This window comes from Telluria sp. ZB4P34 (assembly GCF_059686055.1).
In genome coordinates this window covers 153,108-175,901 of record NZ_JCASIF010000010.1, presented here as the reverse complement: position 1 = coordinate 175,901, position 22,794 = coordinate 153,108, and the positions used below count along the sequence as shown (strand labels likewise).

At 65.4% G+C, this 22,794-nt stretch carries 23 protein-coding genes; 18 read left to right on the top strand and 5 right to left on the bottom strand.

Annotated elements, in window-relative coordinates:
• From AC56KL_RS16975 to AC56KL_RS16940, 8 genes are all read left to right on the top strand, one after another.
• Positions 1-84, top strand: an 84-nt coding sequence (locus AC56KL_RS16975) for an IS3 family transposase (protein WP_497178958.1), incomplete at its 5' end; no start/stop codon positions are given.
• A 381-nt stretch (positions 85-465) separates the two neighbouring features.
• Positions 466-777 carry an FmdB family zinc ribbon protein gene (locus AC56KL_RS16970; protein WP_497181345.1) on the top strand — a complete coding sequence of 104 codons (312 nt, stop codon included), beginning with the start codon at positions 466-468 and terminating at the stop codon, positions 775-777.
• 56 nt (positions 778-833) lie between these two features.
• Positions 834-1,421 (top strand): DUF502 domain-containing protein, encoded by a 588-nt coding sequence (locus tag AC56KL_RS16965; RefSeq protein WP_497181342.1) that lies wholly within the window; start codon positions 834-836, stop codon positions 1,419-1,421.
• A gap of 96 nt (positions 1,422-1,517) precedes the next feature.
• Positions 1,518-3,311, top strand: a complete 1,794-nt coding sequence (gene aspS / locus AC56KL_RS16960) for an aspartate--tRNA ligase (RefSeq protein ID WP_497181341.1) — start codon at positions 1,518-1,520, stop codon at positions 3,309-3,311.
• Between the two features lie 95 nt (positions 3,312-3,406).
• Complete coding sequence (gene nudB, locus AC56KL_RS16955) at positions 3,407-3,859, top strand: dihydroneopterin triphosphate diphosphatase (RefSeq protein ID WP_497181340.1); 453 nt, start codon at positions 3,407-3,409, stop codon at positions 3,857-3,859.
• Positions 3,860-3,917: 58 nt separating this feature from the next.
• On the top strand, positions 3,918-4,745 hold the full coding sequence (locus tag AC56KL_RS16950) for an endonuclease/exonuclease/phosphatase family protein (RefSeq protein ID WP_497181339.1): 828 nt from the start codon (positions 3,918-3,920) through the stop codon (positions 4,743-4,745).
• 4 nt (positions 4,746-4,749) lie between these two features.
• On the top strand, positions 4,750-5,910 hold the full coding sequence (clsB, locus tag AC56KL_RS16945) for a cardiolipin synthase ClsB (protein WP_497181338.1): 1,161 nt from the start codon (positions 4,750-4,752) through the stop codon (positions 5,908-5,910).
• An 8-nt stretch (positions 5,911-5,918) separates the two neighbouring features.
• The gene (locus tag AC56KL_RS16940; RefSeq protein ID WP_497181337.1) at positions 5,919-6,314 is read left to right on the top strand and encodes an RNA-binding S4 domain-containing protein; all 396 of its coding nucleotides are present in this window, start codon (positions 5,919-5,921) and stop codon (positions 6,312-6,314) included.
• Positions 6,315-6,369: 55 nt separating this feature from the next.
• On the opposite strand, the gene AC56KL_RS16935 is transcribed toward AC56KL_RS16940, so the two are convergent.
• The gene (locus tag AC56KL_RS16935) at positions 6,370-7,221 is read right to left on the bottom strand and encodes a transposase (RefSeq protein WP_497181336.1); all 852 of its coding nucleotides are present in this window, start codon (positions 7,219-7,221) and stop codon (positions 6,370-6,372) included.
• Positions 7,222-7,552: 331 nt separating this feature from the next.
• Here AC56KL_RS16935 and AC56KL_RS16930 point away from each other — a divergent pair, with 331 nt between their 5' ends.
• Positions 7,553-8,797 carry a DUF819 family protein gene (locus tag AC56KL_RS16930; protein WP_497181335.1) on the top strand — a complete coding sequence of 415 codons (1,245 nt, stop codon included), beginning with the start codon at positions 7,553-7,555 and terminating at the stop codon, positions 8,795-8,797.
• A 1-nt stretch (position 8,798) separates the two neighbouring features.
• On the opposite strand, the gene AC56KL_RS16925 is transcribed toward AC56KL_RS16930, so the two are convergent.
• Positions 8,799-8,951: a hypothetical protein gene (locus AC56KL_RS16925; RefSeq protein ID WP_497181334.1), complete on the bottom strand. Its 153-nt coding sequence runs from the start codon at positions 8,949-8,951 to the stop codon at positions 8,799-8,801.
• A 504-nt stretch (positions 8,952-9,455) separates the two neighbouring features.
• Between AC56KL_RS16925 and AC56KL_RS16920 the strand changes: the two genes are divergently transcribed.
• The 5 genes from AC56KL_RS16920 to AC56KL_RS16900 all read left to right on the top strand — a co-directional run bounded on the left by AC56KL_RS16920 (position 9,456) and on the right by AC56KL_RS16900 (position 16,517).
• The gene (locus AC56KL_RS16920) at positions 9,456-10,085 is read left to right on the top strand and encodes a TetR/AcrR family transcriptional regulator (protein WP_497181333.1); all 630 of its coding nucleotides are present in this window, start codon (positions 9,456-9,458) and stop codon (positions 10,083-10,085) included.
• Positions 10,086-10,127: 42 nt separating this feature from the next.
• Entirely contained in the window at positions 10,128-11,918 is a 1,791-nt protein-coding gene (locus AC56KL_RS16915; RefSeq protein WP_497181332.1) for an acyl-CoA dehydrogenase C-terminal domain-containing protein, read from the top strand.
• A 60-nt stretch (positions 11,919-11,978) separates the two neighbouring features.
• Complete coding sequence (locus tag AC56KL_RS16910; protein WP_497181331.1) at positions 11,979-14,375, top strand: 3-hydroxyacyl-CoA dehydrogenase/enoyl-CoA hydratase family protein; 2,397 nt, start codon at positions 11,979-11,981, stop codon at positions 14,373-14,375.
• 29 nt (positions 14,376-14,404) lie between these two features.
• The gene (locus tag AC56KL_RS16905; RefSeq protein WP_497181330.1) at positions 14,405-15,601 is read left to right on the top strand and encodes an acetyl-CoA C-acyltransferase; all 1,197 of its coding nucleotides are present in this window, start codon (positions 14,405-14,407) and stop codon (positions 15,599-15,601) included.
• A gap of 136 nt (positions 15,602-15,737) precedes the next feature.
• Positions 15,738-16,517: an enoyl-CoA hydratase gene (locus tag AC56KL_RS16900; RefSeq protein ID WP_497181329.1), complete on the top strand. Its 780-nt coding sequence runs from the start codon at positions 15,738-15,740 to the stop codon at positions 16,515-16,517.
• A 132-nt stretch (positions 16,518-16,649) separates the two neighbouring features.
• Here AC56KL_RS16900 and AC56KL_RS16895 read toward each other — a convergent pair whose 3' ends face one another.
• Positions 16,650-17,396, bottom strand: coding sequence for an SDR family oxidoreductase (locus AC56KL_RS16895; RefSeq protein ID WP_497181328.1), 747 nt, complete (start codon positions 17,394-17,396; stop codon positions 16,650-16,652).
• Between the two features lie 99 nt (positions 17,397-17,495).
• Between AC56KL_RS16895 and AC56KL_RS16890 the strand changes: the two genes are divergently transcribed.
• The 4 genes from AC56KL_RS16890 (at position 17,496) to AC56KL_RS16875 (ending at position 21,165) form a co-directional block, all read left to right on the top strand.
• Positions 17,496-18,407 carry a helix-turn-helix transcriptional regulator gene (locus AC56KL_RS16890; protein ID WP_497181327.1) on the top strand — a complete coding sequence of 304 codons (912 nt, stop codon included), beginning with the start codon at positions 17,496-17,498 and terminating at the stop codon, positions 18,405-18,407.
• Positions 18,408-18,534: 127 nt separating this feature from the next.
• Positions 18,535-19,689 (top strand): MFS transporter, encoded by a 1,155-nt coding sequence (locus AC56KL_RS16885; protein ID WP_497181326.1) that lies wholly within the window; start codon positions 18,535-18,537, stop codon positions 19,687-19,689.
• A 65-nt stretch (positions 19,690-19,754) separates the two neighbouring features.
• On the top strand, positions 19,755-20,606 hold the full coding sequence (locus tag AC56KL_RS16880; protein ID WP_497181325.1) for an AraC family transcriptional regulator: 852 nt from the start codon (positions 19,755-19,757) through the stop codon (positions 20,604-20,606).
• An 82-nt stretch (positions 20,607-20,688) separates the two neighbouring features.
• Complete coding sequence (locus tag AC56KL_RS16875) at positions 20,689-21,165, top strand: NuoB/complex I 20 kDa subunit family protein (protein WP_497181324.1); 477 nt, start codon at positions 20,689-20,691, stop codon at positions 21,163-21,165.
• 33 nt (positions 21,166-21,198) lie between these two features.
• On the opposite strand, the gene AC56KL_RS16870 is transcribed toward AC56KL_RS16875, so the two are convergent.
• Both AC56KL_RS16870 and AC56KL_RS16865 read right to left on the bottom strand, forming a co-directional pair.
• Positions 21,199-21,510, bottom strand: coding sequence for an ArsR/SmtB family transcription factor (locus tag AC56KL_RS16870; RefSeq protein ID WP_497181323.1), 312 nt, complete (start codon positions 21,508-21,510; stop codon positions 21,199-21,201).
• A 64-nt stretch (positions 21,511-21,574) separates the two neighbouring features.
• Positions 21,575-22,777, bottom strand: coding sequence for an MFS transporter (locus tag AC56KL_RS16865; RefSeq protein ID WP_497181322.1), 1,203 nt, complete (start codon positions 22,775-22,777; stop codon positions 21,575-21,577).
• Positions 22,778-22,794 lie beyond the last annotated feature (17 nt).

The following is a 22,794-nucleotide window of genomic DNA, read 5'->3' as shown; positions in this document are numbered from 1 at the left end:
AGGTATTACAATAACGACCGCATCAAACTTAAACTAAAAGGCCAAAGCCCTGTACAGTACAGGACCCAGGCCATGGGCGCTTAACGACTTAACGTCCAACAATTTGGGGTCAGTTCAGAGCCGACCACCCTACGGACATCCAAAAGAAAAGCCCGCTTGGAGCGGGCTCTTGAAATACAGCGTTCTTTTACGGACCAGCGGCGGTGCAGCACCGCGCAAAATCTTCTGTTTCTTCTTAACTGTGGGCAGCAGTGCTTGCCTGCTGCCATCATGTTCTTAAGAAAGATGCTATTTAATCACCCGCAGCTCTTCTTGAGCAAATGAAACAATGTGCAGCGATGAAGAAAAACAACACCCGTGCTGGCGACCGAAACCAATCCCGGTCCGGCGCTGCAGCCAAAACAGGCAAAGTCTCACGTAAAAGCTTTATAATTCAGGGTTTTGAAGATTTTTGCGGAGTATCAGATGCCGATTTACGCTTACCGCTGCGATGAATGCGGTTTTACCAAGGATGTACTGCAAAAAATTTCCGACCCGGTGCTGACCATCTGCCCGTCGTGCAGCAAGGAAGCCTTCAAAAAACAGGTGACCGCTGCCGGCTTCCAGTTGAAGGGATCGGGTTGGTATGTCACCGACTTCCGCGGCGGCACGCCGCCTGCCACCGGCACGGCTGGTGGCGCGGCCCCAGCGGCCGCATCGGACGGCGGCGCCAGTGCCGCCAGCACGCCGGCCCCGGCGCCGGCAGCCGCCGGCGGCGGAGACAAGGGCAGTACCTGATGTGAGTGGCGCTGCGGCCTGCCTGGCCGCAGCCTGGACAAGAACAAGAGAACGCGATGCGCAAATATTTCCTGACGGGCCTGCTGGTGCTGGTGCCCCTGGTGATCACGGCCTGGGTGCTGAGCATGATCATCAGCACGCTGGACCAGTCCCTGCTGTTCGTGCCCGCAGCCTGGCAGCCGCGCCAGCTGTTCGGCATGGACGTGCCGGGCTTCGGCGCCGTGCTGACGCTCGCCATCGTGTTCCTCACCGGCCTGCTGACCAACAACCTGATCGGCGGCTACGTCGTCCGCGTGGGCGACCGGATCATGAAGCGCATCCCGGTGGTCAGCTCGCTGTACGGCAGCGTCAAGCAGGTGTCGGACACGCTGTTCTCGTCCTCGGGCAACGCGTTCCGCACGCCTGTCCTGATCCCGTACCCGCACGCGGATTCCTATACCATCGCTTTCCTCACCGGCGTGCCGGGCGGGGACGTGAAGAACCACCTGGTGGGCGACTACGTGAGCGTGTACGTGCCGACCACCCCGAACCCGACCTCGGGCTTCTTCCTGATGATGGAACGCAGCAAGGTCGTGGAACTGAACATGTCCGTGGATGCGGCCCTGAAGCACATCGTCTCGATGGGCGTCGTCGCTCCGGAATAGCGCCAACCAAGAACACGCAGCATCAACGATCAAAGATCAAGAATAGGCCCTGGCCTTTACCGAACCAACCAACCTGGAACGAAAATTATGTCCTCCATGCGTACTCACTACTGCGGCCTCGTCACCGAGGAACTGCTGGGCCAAACCGTCAGCCTGTGCGGCTGGGTGCACCGCCGCCGCGACCACGGCGGCGTGATCTTCATCGACCTGCGCGACCGCGAAGGCCTGGTGCAGGTGGTCTGCCATCCGGATAACGCCGAGGTGTTCAAGGCCGCGGAGCACGTGCGCAACGAGTACTGCCTGCGCATCACCGGCACCGTCGTGAACCGCCTGGAAGGCACCGCCAACGCCAACCTGAAGTCGGGCAAGATCGAGATCAACACCAGCGCCCTGGAAGTGCTGAATGCATCGGTGCCGGTGCCCTTCCAGCTGGACGACGACAACCTGTCGGAAACCACCCGCCTGACCCACCGCGTGCTCGACCTGCGCCGCAACCAGATGCAGCACAACCTGCGCCTGCGCTACAAGGTGTCGATGGAAGTACGCAAGTACCTCGACAACCTGGGCTTCATCGACATCGAGACCCCGATGCTGACCAAGTCGACCCCGGAAGGCGCGCGCGACTACCTGGTGCCCTCGCGCGTCAACCCGGGCAACTTCTTCGCGCTGCCGCAGTCGCCGCAGCTGTTCAAGCAGCTGCTGATGGTCGCCAACTTCGACCGCTACTACCAGATCACCAAGTGCTTCCGCGACGAAGACCTGCGCGCCGACCGCCAGCCGGAATTCACCCAGATCGACTGCGAAACCTCGTTCCTGACCGAACAGGAAATCCGTGACCTGTTCGAAGACATGATGCGCGTCGTCTTCAGGAACGCGGCCGGGATCGACCTGCCGAACCCGTTCCCGGTGATGGACTTCGCCACCGCCATGGGCTCCTATGGTTCGGACAAGCCGGACATGCGCGTGAAACTGCAGTTCACCGAACTGACCGAGCTGATGAAGTCGGTCGAGTTCAAGGTGTTCAACTCCGCCGCCAACATGCCGGGCGGCCGCGTGGTCGGCCTGCGCGTGCCGCAGGGCGGTTCGATGCCGCGTTCGGAAATCGACGCGTACACCCAGTTCGTCGCCATCTACGGCGCCAAGGGCCTGGCCTACATCAAGGTCAACGAGAAGGCCAAGGGCCGTGACGGCCTGCAGTCGCCGATCGTCAAGAATATCTCGGACGACGTGCTGGCCCAGATCCTGGCCCTGACGGGCGCCGAAGATGGCGACCTGATCTTCTTCGGCGCCGACAAGGCCAAGGTCGTCAACGATGCGATCGGCGCGCTGCGCGTGAAGATCGGCCACTCGGAATTCGGCAAGAAGGCCGGCCTGTTCGACGACGTCTGGGCGCCGCTGTGGGTCATCGACTTCCCGATGTTCGAGTACGACGAAGACGGCGACCGCTGGAATGCCACCCACCACCCGTTCACCGCACCGAAGGACGGCCACGAAGACATGTTGGAAACCAACCCGGGCGCCTGCGTCGCCAAGGCCTACGACATGGTCCTGAATGGCTGGGAGCTGGGCGGCGGCTCGATCCGTATCCACCGCGAAGAAGTCCAGAGCAAGGTGTTCCGCGCGCTGAAGATCGACGCCGAGGAAGCCCAGCTGAAGTTCGGCTTCCTGCTGGATGCCCTGCAGTACGGCGCGCCGCCGCACGGTGGCCTGGCCTTCGGCCTGGACCGCCTGATCACCCTGATGACCGGCTCCGAGTCGATCCGCGACGTGATCGCCTTCCCGAAGACCCAGCGTGCCCAGTGCCTGCTGACCAACGCCCCGTCGGAAGTCGACGAGAAGCAGCTCAAGGAACTGCACATCCGCCTGCGCAACGAGCAGAAAGTCGCGTAAACAGCTAGGGTGGTCGGCTTTGCCGACCGCGCGTTCAACCAACGCGGGCGCGGCCATATAAAATGGCGGCGCCCGCGTTTGTTTTATCTGCCCCCATGCCCTACAAAATTCCCGAATCGGTCCTGGTCGTCATCCACACCCCCGACATGGAAGTGCTGCTGATCGAACGCGCCGACCGCCCGGGCTTCTGGCAATCCGTCACCGGCTCGCTCGACACGCACGACGAACCGCTGATCCAGACCGCCGCCCGCGAGCTATTCGAGGAAACCGGCATCGCGGCCGACGGCGACGCCATTCGCCTGCACGACTGGCAGCTCTCCAACATCTACGAGATCTACCCCGTCTGGCGCCACCGCTATGCGCCGGGCGTCACCCACAACACCGAACACGTGTTTTCCGTCTGCGTGCCACGCACTATCCCCATCACCCTGAGCCCGCGCGAGCACCTGCGATACGCCTGGCTGCCTTGCCTGGAGGCGGCCGACCGCTGCTTCTCGCCCTCGAATGCCGAAGCGATTCTGCAATTGCCGAGGCACATTTCTCGCTAAGCGCACGATTGGGGCCGGTTTAGCGGGGGACGCCACGGCTTGTTGTTAGAATGTTCCCATGAAAATTCGTGTGGCCACCTACAATATCCACAAGGGCGTCTCCTCGCTGCGCAGTCATCCGCGCGTCATTGCGCTGAAGAAGGCGATCGCTGAATTCAATGCCGACGTTGTCTTCCTGCAGGAAGTGCAGGGCCGGCACGACCGCTTCCAGGCGCGCTACGGCAAGGAAGACCTCGCGCACCGGCACTGGCCGGAGACGGCGCAGTACGATTACTTCAAGAACGAAAAGCACCACAGCGCCTATGGCATGAACGCCGTGTACGACCACGGCCACCACGGCAATGCCCTGCTGAGCGCCTTCCCGATCGAGAATTCGCACAACCACGACATCTCCGACCACGCCTACGAACAGCGCGGCATCCTGCACTGCGTGCTCAACACCCAGGCCGGCAAGGTCCACTGCTACGTGGTGCACCTGGGCCTGTTCGAAGGCAGCCGCGGGCGCCAGGCCGAGGCCCTGATCGAGCACGTCAACACCTCCTCGCACGGCGAGCCGGTGATCATCGCCGGCGACTTCAACGACTGGCGCAATACCCTCAGTGACCGCCTGCGCAATGCGCTCGGGGTGAAGGAGGTGTTCGACGAGCTGGGCCCGAAGTCGCCGCTGGGCGACATGGTGCGCGGCTGGGCCGGCCGCCAGCCGCCCCCGCGGCGCCAGCCGCGCCTGGCGCCGGCGCGCACCTTCCCGGCCATGCTGCCGTGGTTCCGCCTCGACCGCATCTACGTGCGCGGCTTCAAGGTCGACAACGCCCAGGTGATGCACGGCCCGCTATGGGCCAAGCTGTCCGACCACGCACCGATCGTGGCGGAACTACAGCTGGCATAGCGCCATGCGCCATGTCAGCTTCGTAGACGACAACGACGTCGCCCTGCTGGAAAGCGGCACCGCCTATTTCCCGGCGCTGATCGCGGCGCTCGATGCGGCCCGGTACGAGGTCTTCTTCGAGACCTATATCTTCGGCGAGGACGCCACCGCACAGGCCGTGCGCGACGCCCTGATCCGCGCCGCCCGGCGCGGCGTCAAGGTGCGCGTGCTGGTGGACTGGATCGGCACCGAGCACTTGCCGGCCAGGCGCCTCGGCGCCGCGTTCGCGGAAGCGGGCATCCAGTACCGCATCTTCAATCCCTGGTGCCGCCGCGGCATCGCCCGTTCGCACCGCAAGATCGCCGTCATCGACCGCGACGTCGCCTTCGTGGGCGGCATCAACGTCAACGACGACTGGCAGTGCGACCACGCCGACCACCACCGCCTGCCGGCCCCGCGCTGGGATTTCACGGTACGGGTAGCGGGGCCGCTGGTGGCCCAGATCCACGACGAGGCCCAGGGGCAGTGGCTGCGCGCGGGGCGCCTCAAGATCCGCCAGCGCATCGAGCTGTTCAAGGAAATGCGCAAGGAGCCGCCGCAGTCCTGTGCGCATCCGGCGCGCGCCGCCTTCGTGGTGCGCGACAACCTGCGCAACCGTTCCACGATCCAGCGGGCGTATCTGCAGGCGCTGGGCCGGGCCAGGGACAGCGTGCTGCTGGCCACGCCGTATTTCGCCCCCGGCCGCAAGTTCCGCAAGGCGCTGGCCCATGCGGCGCGGCGCGGCGTGCAGGTAACCCTGCTCATCGGGGTCGGCGAGTTCCGCATCCAGGACATGGTCGCCCACTCCTTCTACCCGAAGCTGCTGGCCGACGGCATCCGGGTGGTCGAGTACCGCAAGACCCAGCTGCATGCCAAGGTGGCGGTGGTGGACGACGACTGGGCCACGGTCGGTTCCAGCAACTGCGACGGGCTGTCGCTGTTCCTGAACCAGGAAGCGAACGTGGTGGTGCTGGACCAGGCTTTTGCTGCGACATTGCGTACCCATATAGAACGTGGGATCGCCGACGGCACCCCGATCCGGGCCGAGGAATACAGGCACATCGGGTGGGTTCGGCGGGCAAGCTACGGCATGGCCTACATGCTCTACAAACTGGTGATGCGGATCTTCGCGATCGGCTACGCATGAATGGAAGTATGAGGAACACGATGGAAGAGAACAACGTACGCATCGACAAATGGCTTTGGGCGGCCCGCTTCTTCAAGACGCGCTCGATGGCAACCGACGCGATCGACCGCGGGCGGGTGCGCATCGATGGCGAACCGGTCAAGCCGGCCCGCAACGTCAAGGTGAACGACAGGATCCTCATCGATAACGGCTCCGATCGCTGGGAAGTGATCGTCGCCGCCATCTCCGGCACGCGCGGCCCGGCGCCGGTGGCGCGCACCCTGTACTTCGAGACCGACGAGAGCATCGCCAAGCGCGAAAACGACAAGACGGCGCGCCGCCTGTTCCCCGAGCCCAGCATGGACATCAAGGGGCGGCCGACCAAGCGCGACCGCCGGGCCATGACGCGCATCGGCGAAGAATAAGCCCAACCGGGGTCAGGTCTGACATTTGGACACGGCCTCTACTGTAAAAGGCTGTTCAACGCGGCAATTTCAGTTTTTCAAAGGCAGCCACCGCGCGGCTCACGGTTTTGGTCGACACACCGAAGGCGTGAGCAATCTGCGGCATCGTGAAGGCCGTCGAGCGGTAGGCGCGCGCCATTGCTTCGGACCTGTCGGCGTAGGTTTCCTGATAATCGGTCAATGGCAGCGCGACCGCCCGGCGCTCGGCCCTGGGCGCTTCCACGAAGGCTTCTGCCAATTGCAATCGCTGGTGGCGCGAGACGAAGTCGTCTTCACCTAGAAGAACTTGATGGCGGACAGCGGCAAGCGGGCTGCCCTTGCCGATGCCTGCCAGCACAAACGCCCGATAAGCGGACACGGCGGCCGCATGCGTTTCACTGAATTGGCTGAGCAGCCAGTCGCGTTCGAACCAGGCAGGTGCAGGCTTGGCACCGGTCAGGTAGTGATGGCTGCTCCATTGCCATTCTTCTGGCGAGGACACCATCGCTGCACGTATAGGATTCAGCACGATATATCGGCTGAGTTCCAGCAGGTAGCTCTCTTTCTGTACCAGGATCGCGTGATACCGCCCCTGGAAAAGATGTCCGGCGAGTTGGTGGCGCCGGTTGATGTGCTGTGAATACAGGCCATTGAGTTGGCGCATTCCTTGCGAAAGGTTCGCGTCCACTGTCTCCACCAGTAAGTGATAGTGATTTGTCATCTGGCAAAAAGCGTGGACGACAAAATTATGGCGTGCGCATACGTGCGTCAGCACGTCCAGCCATAGATGGCGATCGGCGTCGCGGTGATAGATCGGCTTGTGCCGGTTTCCTCGCGCTGTGACATGGTAAAGCGCGTGGGGGAATTCGAGTCGGAGTGGTCGTGCCATGCCGATCACGGTACCGGACGCGGCATTGCCGGCGCTGAGACAGCGCAGTTGTCGGCAGGGCGGAGGTAAAACGCCATCGGCCGCGGCTACGGCTGCGGGCACGGCTACGGCCCATGTTTAACGCTTGAGCTCGTGTCCAAATGTCAGACCTGACCCCGAGGGTAATGACGCGCATCGGGGAAGAATAGACGCCGGGCTGCGATCGTCACATTTTTAGTTTGCATTTGTTTGCAGGAATGTAAAATGCCCGTACCCGGCCGCAAGGCTCCAGGTCGGGCATTGCCGCAGGCTGCGCCGGCGCGATGTCCCGGCAGCTCTTGATGATCATTCCATGCAAACTGCTGTTCCCCTCGTCACCAACGATGCCGTCGTGCTCGGCATCCTCGCAACGATCCTCGGCCTGGTCTTCTGGTCCGCCGCCCGGCCCGACGGTTTTTGGAAAAGATTCTATACCTACGTCCCGGCCCTGCTGCTGTGCTACCTGATCCCGGCCATTCTGAACACCCTGGGCGTCATCGACGGCAACCTGTCGAAGCTGTACCCGGTGGCGCGCGACTACCTGCTGCCCGCTTCGCTGGTACTGCTGTGTATCGCGATCGACTTCGGCGCCATCGTGCGGCTGGGGCCCAAGGCGATCATCATGTTCCTGACCGGCACCGCCGGCATCATGCTGGGCGCCTTGGCTTCGTTCGAGATCATGCGCTTCATCCACCCCGAGACCGTGGCGGGCGAGACCTGGCGCGGCATGACCACGATCACCGGCGCCTGGATCGGCGGCGGCGCCAACCAGGCCGCGATGAAGGAGGTGTTCGAGGTCGACGCCAACGTGTTCGGCCAGTTCGTCGCCGTCGACGTACTGGTGGCCAACGTATGGACGGCAGTGCTGCTGTTCATGACGGGCCGCGCCCAGGCCTTCGACCGCTGGACCGGCGCCGACCTGAGCGCCATCAATGCGCTCAAGACGCGCATCGAGACCTTCCAGGCCGAGAATGCGCGCATGCCGAGCCTGACCGATGTGATGGTGATCCTGGCCGTGGGCATCGGCGCCACCGGCCTGTCGCATGCGCTGACCGCGCCGACCATCGGCTGGATCGCCGGCCTGCCGGCCGAATGGCGGCTGCAGGACTACAGCCTGACCTCGTCCTTCTTCTGGATCGTCGTGTTCGCCACCACCTTCGGCCTGCTGCTCAGTTTTACGCGGGCACGCGGCCTGGAGGGCGCCGGCGCGTCGAAGATCGGCTCGGCCATGCTGTACTTCCTGGTGGCGACCATCGGCATGCAGATGGACCTGAATGCACTGCTCGACCGTCCCTGGTTGTTCCTGCTGGGGCTGATCTGGATCGCCGTGCACGGCGGCCTGCTGCTGCTGGTGGCCAAGCTGATCCGTGCGCCGCTGTTCTTCTTCGCGGTCGGCTCGATGGCCAACGTCGGCGGCGCCGCCTCGGCGCCGGTGGTGGCGAGCGCCTTCCACCCGGCGCTGGCGCCGGTCGGCGTGCTGCTGGCGGTGCTCGGCTATGCCCTCGGCACCTATGGCGCCTACATCACTGGCCTGGTGCTGCGCATGCTGGCCACATGAGCTAGTTCGCCGTACACGCCGCGTTCGGAGGCAGCCGGGTCACCGCCGGCTCGATCTGTTCCGGGCGCGGCTGGAACACGCGGTCCACATACGCCTCCACCGTGGCGACGCCGGCGTCCTTCAACATGTCCGCGATCTCCTGTTCGGTCCACATGACGCGGCTACAGGGCATCGTCGAAAATCAGCAAATCGTGCTTCCCGAATCGATCGATGACGAAGTTCGGCTGGCGCAGGTGCACGCGCCATGACTGCGGCATAGGTCTTGATCGATGGTGCTGGCGCCGCGGCGGGGGCATCGACGCTGGCGAAGGCAAACAGCAGGGGAAGCAGGCAATGAAGTCGCATGGGCTGGAATCGGGGAAGTGTTGTCCTGGGCGCTAGTGGCCCTTTCTCTGAGTATCTTGCACGTTCAATTAGCTGGATGTCGCCCGGATACGCCACAAGTCCCGAAAATGGGTTACCTTAGCATCTGCGACAACGTGTTCCGGGCGCATTCAGCCGGGAGCGTCCTGTGGATGGTTTCTCCGTCCGCCGTTGTCATGCATCAATAGAATCTCGCCTCTAAGTTCCCGTTTGACATTTCATCTCTGGTAGATAATAGTACGAGCGTTCGGATTTTTTCGATTCAGGGGCAGCTATCACTACTTCAGCCAAATTCATGCGCAAGGGCGAACTGACGCGGGCAGCAATTCTCGACGTGGCGCTCGAGCTGTCGAGCCGCGACGGCCTGGAAGGCCTGACCATCGGCCTGCTGGCCGACCGGATGAACATGAGCAAGTCCGGCGTGTTCGCGCACTTCGGTTCGCGCGAAGACCTGCAGCTGGAAGTCGTCAAGCTGTACCACCACCGCTTCGAGCAGGAAGTGTTCTTCCCGAGCGTGCGCGAGCCGCGCGGCCTGCCGCGCCTGCAGTCGATGTTCGACCGCTGGCTGGCGCGCGTGTCGGTCGAGATCGCGTCCGGCTGCATCTATATCAGCGGCGCCGTCGAGTACGACGACCGCCCGGGCCCGATCCGCGAGGAGCTGGTCAAGATGGTGCAGGCCTGGCAGGGCGCCCTGCAGCGCGCCGCGCACCAGGCGGTCGAGGTCGGCCACCTGCGGCCCGATACCGACGCCGAACAGCTGGTCTACGAGATGTACGGGCTGATCCTGGCCCTGCACCACGATGCGCGCTTCCTGCGCATGCCGGGCGCGGTCGAGCGCGCACGCCGCGGCTTCGAGCGGCTGGTCGAGAACTACCGCAATCCAAGCATGCCGAAAGGCGCGCCGCAAGGCGTCCCGGCTCAGTAAAGCCTTCAGTCAAACAACATTACCTTCGTTCAGGAGAAAACCATGGGTCAGTACGTCGCGCCAATCCGGGATATGCAGTTCGTTCTGCACGAATTCCTCAACGTCAGCGAAGAGTTCAAGAACCTGCCTGCCTACCAGGAAATCGACGCCGACATCATCAACCAGGTGCTCGAAGAAGGTGCGAAGTTCACGCAGGAAGTGCTGTTCCCGCTGAACCACTCGGGCGACCGCGAAGGCTGCCACTTCGACGCCGCCACCAAGGCCGTCACCACCCCGAAGGGCTTCAAGGAAGCGTACAAGCAGTACGTGGAAGGCGGCTGGGCGGCGCTGGCCTGCGATCCGGAATACGGCGGCCAGGGCCTGCCGGTCTCGCTGAACAACTCCTTCTACGAGATGCTGAACTCGTCGAACCAGGCGTGGACCATGTACCCGGGCCTGTCGCACGGCGCCTACGAGTGCCTGAAAGAGCACGGCACCGACGAGCAGAAGAAGCTGTTCCTGCCGAAGCTGGTCTCGGGCGAGTGGACCGGCACCATGTGCCTGACCGAAGCGCATTGCGGCACCGACCTGGGCCTGCTGCGCACCAAGGCCGAACCGCAGGCGGACGGCACCTACAGCATCACCGGCTCCAAGATCTTCATCTCGGCCGGCGAGCACGACATGTCCGAGAACATCGTCCACCTGGTGCTGGCGCGCCTGCCGGACGCACCGGAAGGCTCGAAGGGCATCTCGCTGTTCCTGGTCCCGAAATTCAAGGTGAACAGCGACGGCTCGCTCGGCGAGCGCAACGGCATCGCCTGCGGCGCCATCGAAGAGAAAATGGGCATCCACGCCAACTCGACCTGCCAGATGAACCTGGACGGCGCCATCGGCACCCTGATCGGCCAGCCGCACAAGGGCCTGCAGGCGATGTTCGTGTTCATGAACGCCGCCCGCCTCGGCGTCGGCATGCAGTCGCTGGGCCTGACCGAAGTCGCGTACCAGAACGCGCTGGTGTATGCGAAAGACCGCATCCAGATGCGTTCGCTGTCGGGCCCGAAGGCGCCGGACAAGCCGGCCGACCCGATCATCGTGCACCCGGACGTGCGCCGCATGCTGCTGACCGCCAAGGCCTTCGCCGAAGGCGGCCGCGCGCTGACTTCCTACATCGCGCTGCAGATCGACCGCGAACTGAGCCACCCGGACGAGGAAGTGCGCAAGGAAGCCGCAGCCGAAGTCGCGCTGCTGACCCCGATCGTGAAAGCCTTCATCACCGACAACGGCTGGATCGCCACCTCGGAAGCGATGCAGGTCTACGGCGGCCACGGCTACATCAGCGAGTGGGGCATGGAGCAGTACGTGCGCGACGCCCGTATCAACATGATCTACGAGGGCACCAACACCGTGCAGGCGCTCGACCTGCTGGGCCGTAAGATCCTGATGGACAACGGCGCCAAGCTGCGCGCCTTCGGCGAAAAGATCAAGGCCTTCGTCGAAGAGAACGGCCTGGACGAGTCGATGTCCGAATTCGTGACCCCGCTGGGCGAGCTCGGCGAAAAGGTCACCAAGCTGACCATGGAAATCGGCATGAAGGCCTTCCAGAACCAGGACGAAGTCGGCGCTGCCGCCGTGCCTTACCTGCGCGTCGTCGGTCACCTGGTGTTCAGCTACTTCTTCGCACAGATGGCGAAGATCGCGCTGGCCAAGCAGGATTCGGAAGACAAGTTCTATGTCGCCAAGCTGCACACCGCGCGCTTCTACTTCGCCCGCCTGTATCCGGAAACCGCGATGCTGATCCGCCAGGCGCGTTCGGGTGCATCGAACCTGCTGGCCATGGACGCAGACCTGTTCTAACACACCATCACGTGGCCTTTGCTTGATCGCGGAGGCCGCGACTTATCCAAGGAAATAAGAATGTCCAATTTCATCGTCAAGAAAGTCGCCGTGCTGGGCGCCGGCGTGATGGGCGCGCAGATCGCTGCGCACTGCGTGAACGCGAAAGTGCCGGTCGTGCTGTTCGACCTGCCGGCGAAGGAAGGTTCTAAGAACGCCATCGTCCTGAAGGCCATCGAGAACCTGAAAAAACTGTCGCCGGCCCCGCTGGGCAACAAGGACGACGCCTCCCTGATCGAAGTGGCCAACTACGAGGACAACCTCGACGTGCTGGCGGGCTGCGACCTGATCATCGAAGCCATCGCCGAGCGCATGGACTGGAAACACGACCTGTACAAGAAGGTCGCCCCGCACATCGGCGCCAACGCGATCTTCGCCTCGAACACCTCGGGCCTGTCGATCAACAAGCTGGCCGAAGGTTTTGATGACGAACTGAAGTCGCGCTTCTGCGGCGTGCACTTCTTCAACCCGCCGCGCTACATGCACCTGGTCGAACTGATCCCGACCGCCGCCACCCGTCCGGAGATCCTCGACCAGCTGGAAACCTTCCTGACCTCGACCCTGGGCAAGGGCGTGGTGCGCGCGAAAGACACCCCGAACTTCATCGCCAACCGCGTCGGCATCTTCGGCATGCTGGCCACCATCCATGAAGCCGAGAAGTTCGGCCTGTCGGTGGACGTGGTCGACGACCTGACCGGCGCCAAGCTGGGCCGCGCCAAGTCGGGCACCTTCCGCACCGCCGACGTCGTGGGCCTGGATACCATGGGCCACGTGATCAAGACCATGCAGGACACCCTGCAGGACGACCCCTTCTTCAGCCTGTACAAGACCCCGGACGTGCTGGCCAAGCTGATCGAGAAGGGCGCCCTGGGCCAGAAGACCGGCGGCGGCTTCTACAAGAAGGTCGGCAAGGAGATCCAGCGCCTCGACTTCGCCACCGGCGACTATGTACCGAGCGGCGCCAAGGCCGCCGACATCGTCGGCCGCATCCTGAAGGAAAAGGACCCGGTCAAGAAGTTCAAGGCCATGCGCGAATCGACCAACCCGCAGGCGCAGTTCCTGTGGGCGATCTTCCGCGACGCCTTCCACTACATCGCCTTCCACCTCGACACCATCGCCGACAATGCGCGCGACGTCGACTTCGCAATGCGCTGGGGCTTCGGCTGGAGCGTCGGCCCGTTCGAGACCTGGCAGGCCGCCGGCTGGACCCAGATCGCCCAGTGGGTGAAGGAAGACATCGAGCAGGGCAAGGCTTTGGTCAACGCACCACTGCCGGCCTGGGTGTTCGAAGGCCCGGTCGCCGAGAAGGGCGTGCACACTGCCGAAGGCTCGTACTCGGCTTCGAAGAACGCCTACGTGCCGGTGTCCGACCTGCCGGTGTACCAGCGCCAGCAGTTCCGCGCCCCGGTGGTGGGGTCGACCACGGTCGATCCAAAGACCTTCGGCACCACCGTGTTCGAGGACGAATCGGTGCGCCTGTGGCACGCGGACGACGAGGTGCTGGTCATCTCGCTCAAGACCAAGATGCACGTCATCGGCGAAGGCGTGGTGAAGGGCATCCAGCGCGGCCTGGCTGAAGCGGAGAAAAACTTCAAGGGCCTGGTGATCTGGAACACCGACGCGGCCGAAGGCGGCGCGTTCTCGGCCGGCGCCGACCTGCAGTCGGCCATGCCGGCCTTCATGATGGGCGGCGCCAAGGCGATGGACCCGATGGTGCGCGACCTGCAGAACGTCTTCATGCAGATGAAGTACTCGAACATCCCGGTGGTCGCCGCTGTCGCGGGCCTGGCGCTGGGCGGCGGCTGCGAGATGATGCTGCACGCATCGAAGCGCGTGGCCTCGATCGAGTCCTACATCGGCCTGGTGGAAGTGGGCGTCGGCCTGGTGCCGGCCGGCGGCGGCCTGAAGGAAGCGGCCGTGCGCGCCTTCACGGAAGCGAAGGGCAACGACATCCTGCAATTCCTGAAGACCGGCTTCACCAACGCGGCCACGGCGCAGGTGTCGAAGTCGGCACTGGAAGCGAAGGCCATGGGCTACCTGAAGGAAGACGACGTCATCGTCTTCAACCCCTACGAACTGCTGCACGTGGCCAAGACCACCGCGCGCGCCATGTTCGACGCCGGCTACCGCGCCCCGGCGCGCCGCCCGATCACCGTCACCGGCCGCTACGGCTGGGCGACCATCCGCGGCCAGCTGGTCAACATGCGTGACGGCGGTTTCATCTCGGCCTACGACTACAAGCTGGGCGACATGATCGCCGAGATCGTGACCGGCGGCGACGTCGACCAGGGCAGCGTGGTATCGGAGCAGTGGCTGCTCGACATGGAGCGCAAGGCCTTCATCGAGCTGCTGGCCAACCCGAAAACCCAGGAACGCATCATGGGCATGATGCAGACCGGCAAGCCAGTGCGTAACTAAGTCGCTGACAAAGAACAGGACGACCAATCATGAGCAAACAACTTCAAGACGCATACATCGTCGCAGCGACCCGTACCCCGATCGGCAAGGCGCCGCGCGGTTTCTTCAACAAGACCCGTCCGGACGACCTGCTGGTGCACGCCATCCGCGGCGCCATGGCCGCCGTGCCGAACCTGGACCCGGCCCTGATCGTCGACGCCATCGTCGGCTGCTCCTTCCCGGAAGCGGAGCAGGGCTTCAACGTGGCGCGTAACGCCGTGGTGCTGGCAGGCCTGCCGCACACCGTGGGCGGCGTCACCGTCAACCGCTACTGCGCCTCGGGCATCACCGCCCTGGCCATGGCGGCCGACCGCATCCGCGTGGGCGAAGCCGACGTGATGATCGCAGGCGGCGTCGAGTCGATGTCGATGGTCCCGATGATGGGCCACCACCCCTCCATTAATATGGAGACCTTCAGGGACGAGAACGTGGGCCTGGCCTACGGCATGGGCCTGACCGCCGAGAAGGTGGCCGAGCAGTGGAAGGTGTCGCGCGAAGACCAGGACGCCTTCGGCCTGGAATCGCACCGCCGCGCCATCGCCGCCCAGCAGGCCGGTTACTTCAAGGACGAGATCACCCCGGTGGAAATCGTCACCCGTACCCCGAACCTGGCCACCGGTGAAATCACCGTCAAGCGCCGCACCGTGGACCTGGACGAAGGCCCGCGCGCCGACGCCAGCCCGGAAGGCATGGCCAAGCTGAAGCCGGTCTTCGCCGCCAAGGGCAGCGTGACCGCCGCGACCTCGTCGCAGATGTCGGACGGCGCCGGCGCGCTGATCGTCGTCAGCGAGAAGATCCTGAAGGAGCACAACCTGACCCCGCTGGCCAAGTTCTCCTCGTTCGCCGTGCGAGGCGTGCCGCCGGAGATCATGGGCATTGGCCCGAAGGTCGCGATTCCCGCAGCGCTGGCCGCCGCCGGCATCACGCAGGACCAGCTGGACTGGATCGAACTCAACGAAGCCTTTGCCGCCCAGGCGCTGGCCGTGATCCGCGACCTCGGCCTGGACACCAGCAAGGTCAACCCGATGGGCGGCGCGATCGCCCTCGGCCACCCGCTGGGCGCCACCGGCGCGATCCGCGCCGCGACCGTCGTGCACGCACTGCGCCGCAACAACCTGAAGTACGGCATGGTGACGATGTGCGTGGGCGCCGGCATGGGCGCGGCCGGTATCGTCGAGCGCGTTTAAGCAACAAGTAAGCAGTGACCGCGCGGGCGGGAAATCGGCTGTTTCTCCGTAGGATGGGAGGGGTAATTCCGGGCAATGCCCGGAATTACGAACGCCCGCGCGTTCAAGCAGCCCAAGAATATTCGGAGACCCTGAAATGGACATGCTGATCAACAAGGCCAACGGCCTGCTGACCATCGAATTCAACCGCCTCGAGCGCAAGAACGCGATCACCGCCGCGATGTACCAGTCGATGGCCGACGCGCTGCTCGATGCCGAGCAGGACAGCGCCGTGCGCGCCATCCTCATCGCCGGCAAACCGGAGATCTTCACCGCTGGTAACGACCTCGACGACTTCATGAAGAACTCGGCCCCGGTCCAGGGAGTGCCGGCCGAAGCCCGCCCGGTGTTCCAGTTCATGCGCGCCCTGCACGGTACGACCAAGCCCGTGGTCGCCGCGGTGGCTGGCGCCGCCATCGGCATCGGCACCACCATGCTGATGCACTGCGACCTGGTGTACGCGGCCGACAACGCCAAGTTCTCGGTGCCCTTCACCCAGCTCGGCCTGTGCCCGGAATTCGGCTCCTCGCTGCTGCTGCCGCAACTGGCCGGCTACCCGCGCGCCGCGGAAAAACTGCTGCTGGGCGAAGCCTTCGGCGCCCAGGAAGCCTTCGAGATGGGCCTGGTCACCCGCGTGCTGCCTGCTCCAGAGCTGCGCGCCTTCGTCGAGCAGCAGGCCGCCAAGCTGGTGGCGCTGCCGGCCGCGTCGATCCGCACCACCAAGGCGCTGATGAAGCGTCCGCGCATCGCCGACATCGAAGCCGCGATCGCGGCCGAAAACGAGCGCTTCGCCGCCATGCTGCTGGCGCCGGAGGCGAAGGAAGCGTTTACTGCGTTCTTCGAGAAGCGCAAGCCGGACTTCTCGAAGTTCGATTGAACGCTGCGATTCCGCGAGCCGGTGGATGAGTGCGGAAGGCTGGTGTCGGGCCACCCTGCAACGCCTTCATGGCAGAGGAACCCGGCATCGGTGAGCTACTGAGACGACTCACCCAAGGCGTCTGCCGGGACCTCATGCCGCCGCCAACGCCACTGCCACCGCATCCGCCCCGGCCGGGATGCGTAGCGGCGTGGCCGGGTCGGTCGCGGCCCGCCATATCGCCTCGGCCACGTCGACTGCATGGGTCACCGGTCCCGCACTTCCTCTCCCGGCAAACACCTGCTCCACGAACCCGGCATATTCCTGCGGCACATTGGCCTGCATGCGCGGCTGTGCGTTGCGGGAGAACGGCGTCTCGGGCGAGCGCCCCGGAAGCACCAGACTGACCCGCACCCCGATCGCCTGCAATTCGAGCGCCAGCGATTCGGTGTAGGCGTTGACGGCGGCCTTGCTGGCACTGTACGCGGCGAGCAGGGGAAGCGGCTTGAGGGTCGTGCTGGACGAGACGTTGACGATGACGCCGGCACGGCGCTGCCGGAACTGGGGCAAGACTGCCTGCACCATGGCCATGCTGCCGAAGGTATTGGCATCGAACACATCACGCACGGTCTCCATCGCCGTGGTTTCCGACAGGCCCAGCAGGCCGATACCGGCGTTATTCACCAGGACATCGATCGGACCGGCGGCTGAGACCGCTTCTTGCACGCTTGCCAGGTCCGTCACATCGAGCGCGAGAATACGCAGTTTTGGCGAAGCCGGCAGCAGGTCGGCGCGCGGCGTGCGCATGGTGGCGACGACCTGCCAGCCGCGTTCGAGGAAATAGCGGGCGGTTTCGAGGCCGAATCCGGACGAGCAGCCGGTAACGAGGATGGTAGGCATGAATGGCTCCTTGATTGATTGGTGGAAGGCACAGGATAGGCGCTCGTATCCAGACTGGATATAATTGAAAGTACGACTTTCTTTTCTGAGCGTCCGAATATGGTTGACCCTTTCGCTGAACTCGTCCTGCTGCTGCAGCCTGGCGCCCCGTTTTCCAAGATCGTCAGCGGCGCCGGCCCTTGGCGGGTGCGACGCTCGGAGGTCGGCCGGCCGTTCTTCTGCGTCGTGCTGGAGGGCGGCTGCCGGCTTGCGGTCGCAGGCAATGAACCGCTCCTCCTGCGCCAGGACGATTTCGTGATGATCCCGTCGGCGCGCGAGTTCCAGGTGTCCAGCCTGGAGGAGGGAGGCGACGATCTGGCTTCAGAGCCGGCGTCGGCGCCGGTGCTGCGCGACGGCGAGATCCGCCATGGCGTCCAGGACGGACCGGCGGATGTCCGCCTGCTGGTCGGCTATTGCATATTCGGTTCGCCCGATGCGGGCCTGCTGGTGCCGCTGCTTCCCCAATTGGTGCACGTGCACGGGGATCCTCGCCTGCGCGCCATCGGGCAACTGATCGGCGACGAGTTCCGCGCCCTGCGCCCCGCGCGCGAGGTCTTGCTGGCCAAGCTGCTCGAAGTGTTGCTGATCGAAGCGCTGCGCGCGGGCGCGCACGACGCCGGCACACCCGGCCTGCTGCGCGGGATGGCCGATGCACGCCTGGCGGCGGCCCTGCGGCGCCTGCATGAGGATCCGGCGCGGGCCTGGACCGTCGCGGAGCTGGCCAGGGAGGCCGCGTTGTCGCGATCGACCTTCTTCGAGCGGTTCAGCCGTGCGCTTGGCGTGGCGCCGATGGAATACCTGTTCAACTGGCGCATGGCGATGGCGCGCACGCTGCTGCGGCACAAGGAGGGCGGCGTGGCGGAGGTGGGACGGCGGGTCGGCTACGCCTCGGCCAGCGCATTCAGTGTCGCCTTCATGCGCCATGCGGGGATGCCGCCTGCGCGCTACGCCCAGGAGAACGCCGCGTCCTGAAGCGCTGCTTCGCTGCCCGCCGGCGCTGTCCAGGCGCCCGGTGTAGACTCGATGACCGCCATTGCCCGCTTCACCCATGTCGCTACCTTCTTCCGCAACATCCGCCGCCACGCAGCCGGCAGCGGTAATGCAAATCCTGTTCTCGGTCGCCTTCGTCCACCTGCTGAACGATTGCGTGCAGGCCGTGCTGCCCGCCATCTACCCGCTGCTCAAGGACGAGTTCGCACTCAGCTTCACCCAGATCGGCCTGATCACGCTGACCTTCCAGTGCACCGCCTCGCTGCTGCAGCCGTGGATCGGCCTGTACACCGACAAGCGCCCGATTCCCTTCCTGCTGCCGGCCGGGATGTGCGTGACCCTGCTCGGCGTCGCGCTGCTGGCCACGGCCGGCAGCTTCGCCATGCTGCTGCTTGCGGCCGGCCTGATCGGCATCGGCTCCTCGACCTTCCACCCCGAAGCCTCGCGTGTCGCGCGCCTGGCTTCCGGCGGGCGCTTCGGCTTCGCCCAGTCGCTGTTCCAGGTGGGCGGCAACCTCGGCTCGGCTTTCGGGCCGCTGCTGGCCGCCGCCATCATCGTCGGCAGCGGGCAAGGCCGGATCGCCTGGCTGATGCTGCTGGTGCTGCTGGCGGTCGGCGTCTTGTTCAAGGTCAGCCGCTGGTACGCGGGGCACCTGCGCAAGGCGACGCGCACGGTGGCCGTCCATGCCGGCCCTAGCCTGTCGCGCGGGCGCGTGCTATGGGCCCTGACGGTGCTGGCGCTGCTGGTGTTCTCGAAGTACATCTACATGGCCAGCCTGTCGAGCTACTACACCTTCTACCTGATCGAGAAGTTCCGCGTATCGGTGGAATCGGCGCAGATGTACCTGTTCCTGTTCCTCGCTGCCGTGGCGGCGGGCACCTTCGCCGGGGGGCCGATCGGCGACCGCATCGGCCGCAAGCGCGTCATCTGGTTCTCGATCCTGGGTGCGGCCCCGTTCGCGCTGGCGCTGCCGTATGCGAACCTGTTCTGGACCGCCGTGCTGTCGGTGGTGATCGGCCTGGTGATGTCCTCGGCCTTCTCGGCCATCGTCGTGTTCGCGCAGGAACTGGTGCCCGACAAGGTGGGCATGATCGCCGGACTGTTCTTCGGGCTGATGTTCGGCATCAGCGGCATCGGCGCGGCCGTGATGGGCGCGGTCGCCGACACGGCCGGCATCGCATACGTGATCCGGGCCGCTTCCTTCCTGCCGCTGCTGGGCATCCTGGCGGTGCTACTGCCGCGCATGCCCTCCCTACGGCGCTAGCTGCATGGACAGCGCCGCCGCGCCAGGGTAAGCTCGGCGGGTTCGTCCATACGCCCCGACCCGCCATGCTCGATTCGCGCCCTGCCGGCTTGCCGGAGCGCCTGCTCGCCCTGCCGCGCAGGGCGCTCGCGCCCTATGTGAAGAACCTCATCGGAGGCGGCTTCGCGGTCTCCGCGCCGCATCTTCCGGCGAGCCCGGACGCGCAACTGGTGGTCTACCTGCAGGGCGGCGCCGCCGTGCTCGGTGCGCAAGCGCCCGTCGGCCTGCCGCAGGCCTTCGTCACGGGGCCGACCTTGGCGCCGCGCCGTTTCACGGTGCAGCCGGGCAGCGCCTTCATGTCGGCCGTGTTTCGCGCGTCGGGCATCCTCCATTGCTTCGGGATTCCCGCCGATTGCCTGGGCGCGGGTCCCGTGCCGCTCGACGCCCTGGTGGGCCAGGCCGAGGCGCAGCGCCTGCAAGACGAGCTGCAGCATGCCGCAGGCTTTCGCGGGCGCGTACGCGTTCTCGAGGAATTCCTCCTGCGCCGTCCCGGCGCGGGCGCGCGGGCCTTGCCGCCGCTGCCCTCCCTGTCCTTCGATCGCCTGTTCCAGCCGGTGGACGCGCTGGCCACCGATCTCGGCCTGGGCGTGCGCCAGTTCGAGCGCCGCTTCCTGGCGCACCACGGCGTTGCGCTGCGCGACTACCGCCGGCTTGCCCGCTTCGCGCAGGCGCTGTCGGTCCTGATGCGGGCGCAGGGCAGGCCGAGCCTGGCACTGGCCGCATACGAAGCCGGCTACGTCGACCAGGCCCACTTCAGCCGCGACTTCAGGCAGTTCGTGGGGGATACGCCGTCCGGCTTCCTGGCCCGGCGCGAGGACGACGCCTCCGGGTACGGCTTCTGGCAGTTCGAGCGCGAGGAGCTGGATTCGTTCACGTGACAAGCCGGCCGCGATGTCGTGTCGGTACAAGACACGGCGCCGGCAAGGCCGTATCGTCGCGCTGTTTTCGAAGGAGCCGACGATGAATGAATCCGTGCTGGAAGGCCAGCATTACCTGCTGACGAATGTCGATCACCTGCTGGCCCATGCCCGCGGCAACAGTCTCTGGTACCTGTCCTTTGGCCTTGCCTGCTGCGCCGTGGAGATGATGCATGCAGCATCCGCACGCTACGACATGGACCGCTTCGGCCTGATCCCGCGCGCCAGTCCGCGCCAGGCCGACCTGATGATCATTGCAGGCACCCTGACCAACAAGATGGCGACCGCCCTGCGCAAGGTGTACGACCAGATGCCCGAGCCGCGCTACGTCATCTCGATGGGGTCCTGCGCCAACGGAGGCGGCTACTACCACTACTCGTATTCGGTGGTGCGCGGCTGCGACCGCATCGTGCCGGTCGACGTCTACATTCCCGGCTGCCCGCCTACGGCGGAAGCCCTGGTGTATGGAATCCTGCAGTTGCAGCGCAAGCTGAAACGGCCCGAACTGATCGCCCGCTGAAGGACGCCGCCCCCGGGCCGGCAGTGGCGGGACTTACAGTGCGCCGATCATCGTCTTGAGCTGGGCCAGCCGCGCGGGCCGGACGCAGTAGCAGACCCGCTGCACGTCCGACGAGCCTTCGATCAGGCCCGCTTCCTTCAGGATCGACACATGCTTCGAGATGGTCGACGGCGCCAGCGGCAGCACGTCGGCCAGGCTGCCGAAATAGCAGTCGCCGTGCTGGATCAGGTGCCGCAGCAGCTGCAGGCGCGCAGGATGGCCGATGGCCTTGCACAGCGCGGCGAGGTCGTCGGTGTCGATGTCGGACGGGGGCGTCGTGGCCGGGCCGCAGCAGGAAGAGGTCATGGGCGCTTTCGATCTGGTGAATCTGCAAGGACAGTTGCGAGGATAGGAAGGCGGCGCGGCGCCGTCAAGTCGCCGCGACTTCCCTTGCCTGCGCTGCCTGCGCCGACCTGGTCGCCGAGAGATACAGCAGGAGCGAGGCCAGTGCGCAGCCGAACAGCACCAGAGGCAGCAGCACCGGCCCGGACGCGCCGGACAGGACCGCCGCCGCCACCAGGGGACCGGCTGCCTTCGACAACAGCGAGGGCGCCGCCAGCGCGCCCGTGATGGCGCCATAGTGGCGCGCTCCGAACATGGCGCGCGGCAGGGTGCCGCGGATGATGGTCAGCACGCCGTTGCTCATCCCGTACAGCACGCAGAACAGCCCCACCGCCCAGACCTGGGTGCCCAGCAGCGCCAGCGCCAGCAGCCCGAAGGGCAGGGTCGCGAAGACGAAGCGCCCGACGACCTGGGGCGGCGTGTCGCGCGCCAGCGTGCGCTCGCCGATGCGGCCGGCCACCTGCATTGGGCCCACCAGGGCCGCCAGCAGGACGGCGGTGGCGGCGCCGTGGCCGAGCGACTGCAGCAGCGGAATCAGGTGTACCGCCAGCGCGGAAAAGGTGAAGACGTTGGCTGAGAAGGCCAGCGCCAGCTTCCAGAAGGCCGGATGGCGCAGCGCCTCGGCCAGGGTGTGGCTGTCGCGCGGCGCGTTCGCGCACAGGGGCGGGCGCGGCCCGTCCCTTCCCAGCCACAGATGCAGCGGCAGGCATACGGCCAGTTGCAGCGCCGCGTAGGCCAGGTAGGTATCGCGCCAGCCCAGGCGCGAGGCGAGGGCGAGCGTCAGCGGCCAGAAGAGGGTGCTGGCGAAACCGGCGAACAGGGTCAGCGTCGAGATCGCGCGCGGCGCACCCACCTCGACCTTGCGGTTGATGGTGGCGAAGGCCGCTTCGTACAGGGTCAGCGCCATCGCCAGGCCGATCAGGCTCCAGGCGCCGAAGTAGGAGGCGGCCGTCGTGCTCAGCGCCATCCAGGCCAGGCCGAGAGCGCTGGCCACCGAGCCGGCCGCCATCACGTAGCGCCCGCCGTGCCGGTCGACCAGGGCGCCGACCGGCGTGGCGGCAACGCCGGCCACCAGCAGGCTCCACGAGAAGGCGGCGACGGTGGTCTCGGCGGCGATGCCGAGCTCGCGCCCGATCGATGGCGCCAGGACGCCGAAGGCGTAGTACAGTGATCCCCACGATGCAATCTGCGTGAAGGCGAGGATGCCGATGGTCTTGCGTGCGGATGACAAGCTGTTCTCCCGGTAAT

Coding starts and splice junctions, on each gene's coding strand:
- AC56KL_RS16970 (WP_497181345.1), top strand. CDS start 466: ATGCCGATTTACGCTTACCGCTGCGATGAATGCGGTTTTACCAAGGAT.
- AC56KL_RS16965 (WP_497181342.1), top strand. CDS start 834: ATGCGCAAATATTTCCTGACGGGCCTGCTGGTGCTGGTGCCCCTGGTG.
- aspS (WP_497181341.1), top strand. CDS start 1,518: ATGCGTACTCACTACTGCGGCCTCGTCACCGAGGAACTGCTGGGCCAA.
- nudB (WP_497181340.1), top strand. CDS start 3,407: ATGCCCTACAAAATTCCCGAATCGGTCCTGGTCGTCATCCACACCCCC.
- AC56KL_RS16950 (WP_497181339.1), top strand. CDS start 3,918: ATGAAAATTCGTGTGGCCACCTACAATATCCACAAGGGCGTCTCCTCG.
- clsB (WP_497181338.1), top strand. CDS start 4,750: ATGCGCCATGTCAGCTTCGTAGACGACAACGACGTCGCCCTGCTGGAA.
- AC56KL_RS16940 (WP_497181337.1), top strand. CDS start 5,919: ATGAGGAACACGATGGAAGAGAACAACGTACGCATCGACAAATGGCTT.
- AC56KL_RS16935 (WP_497181336.1), bottom strand. CDS start 7,221: ATGGCACGACCACTCCGACTCGAATTCCCCCACGCGCTTTACCATGTC.
- AC56KL_RS16930 (WP_497181335.1), top strand. CDS start 7,553: ATGCAAACTGCTGTTCCCCTCGTCACCAACGATGCCGTCGTGCTCGGC.
- AC56KL_RS16925 (WP_497181334.1), bottom strand. CDS start 8,951: ATGTGGACCGAACAGGAGATCGCGGACATGTTGAAGGACGCCGGCGTC.
- AC56KL_RS16920 (WP_497181333.1), top strand. CDS start 9,456: ATGCGCAAGGGCGAACTGACGCGGGCAGCAATTCTCGACGTGGCGCTC.
- AC56KL_RS16915 (WP_497181332.1), top strand. CDS start 10,128: ATGGGTCAGTACGTCGCGCCAATCCGGGATATGCAGTTCGTTCTGCAC.
- AC56KL_RS16910 (WP_497181331.1), top strand. CDS start 11,979: ATGTCCAATTTCATCGTCAAGAAAGTCGCCGTGCTGGGCGCCGGCGTG.
- AC56KL_RS16905 (WP_497181330.1), top strand. CDS start 14,405: ATGAGCAAACAACTTCAAGACGCATACATCGTCGCAGCGACCCGTACC.
- AC56KL_RS16900 (WP_497181329.1), top strand. CDS start 15,738: ATGGACATGCTGATCAACAAGGCCAACGGCCTGCTGACCATCGAATTC.
- AC56KL_RS16895 (WP_497181328.1), bottom strand. CDS start 17,396: ATGCCTACCATCCTCGTTACCGGCTGCTCGTCCGGATTCGGCCTCGAA.
- AC56KL_RS16890 (WP_497181327.1), top strand. CDS start 17,496: ATGGTTGACCCTTTCGCTGAACTCGTCCTGCTGCTGCAGCCTGGCGCC.
- AC56KL_RS16885 (WP_497181326.1), top strand. CDS start 18,535: ATGCAAATCCTGTTCTCGGTCGCCTTCGTCCACCTGCTGAACGATTGC.
- AC56KL_RS16880 (WP_497181325.1), top strand. CDS start 19,755: ATGCTCGATTCGCGCCCTGCCGGCTTGCCGGAGCGCCTGCTCGCCCTG.
- AC56KL_RS16875 (WP_497181324.1), top strand. CDS start 20,689: ATGAATGAATCCGTGCTGGAAGGCCAGCATTACCTGCTGACGAATGTC.
- AC56KL_RS16870 (WP_497181323.1), bottom strand. CDS start 21,510: ATGACCTCTTCCTGCTGCGGCCCGGCCACGACGCCCCCGTCCGACATC.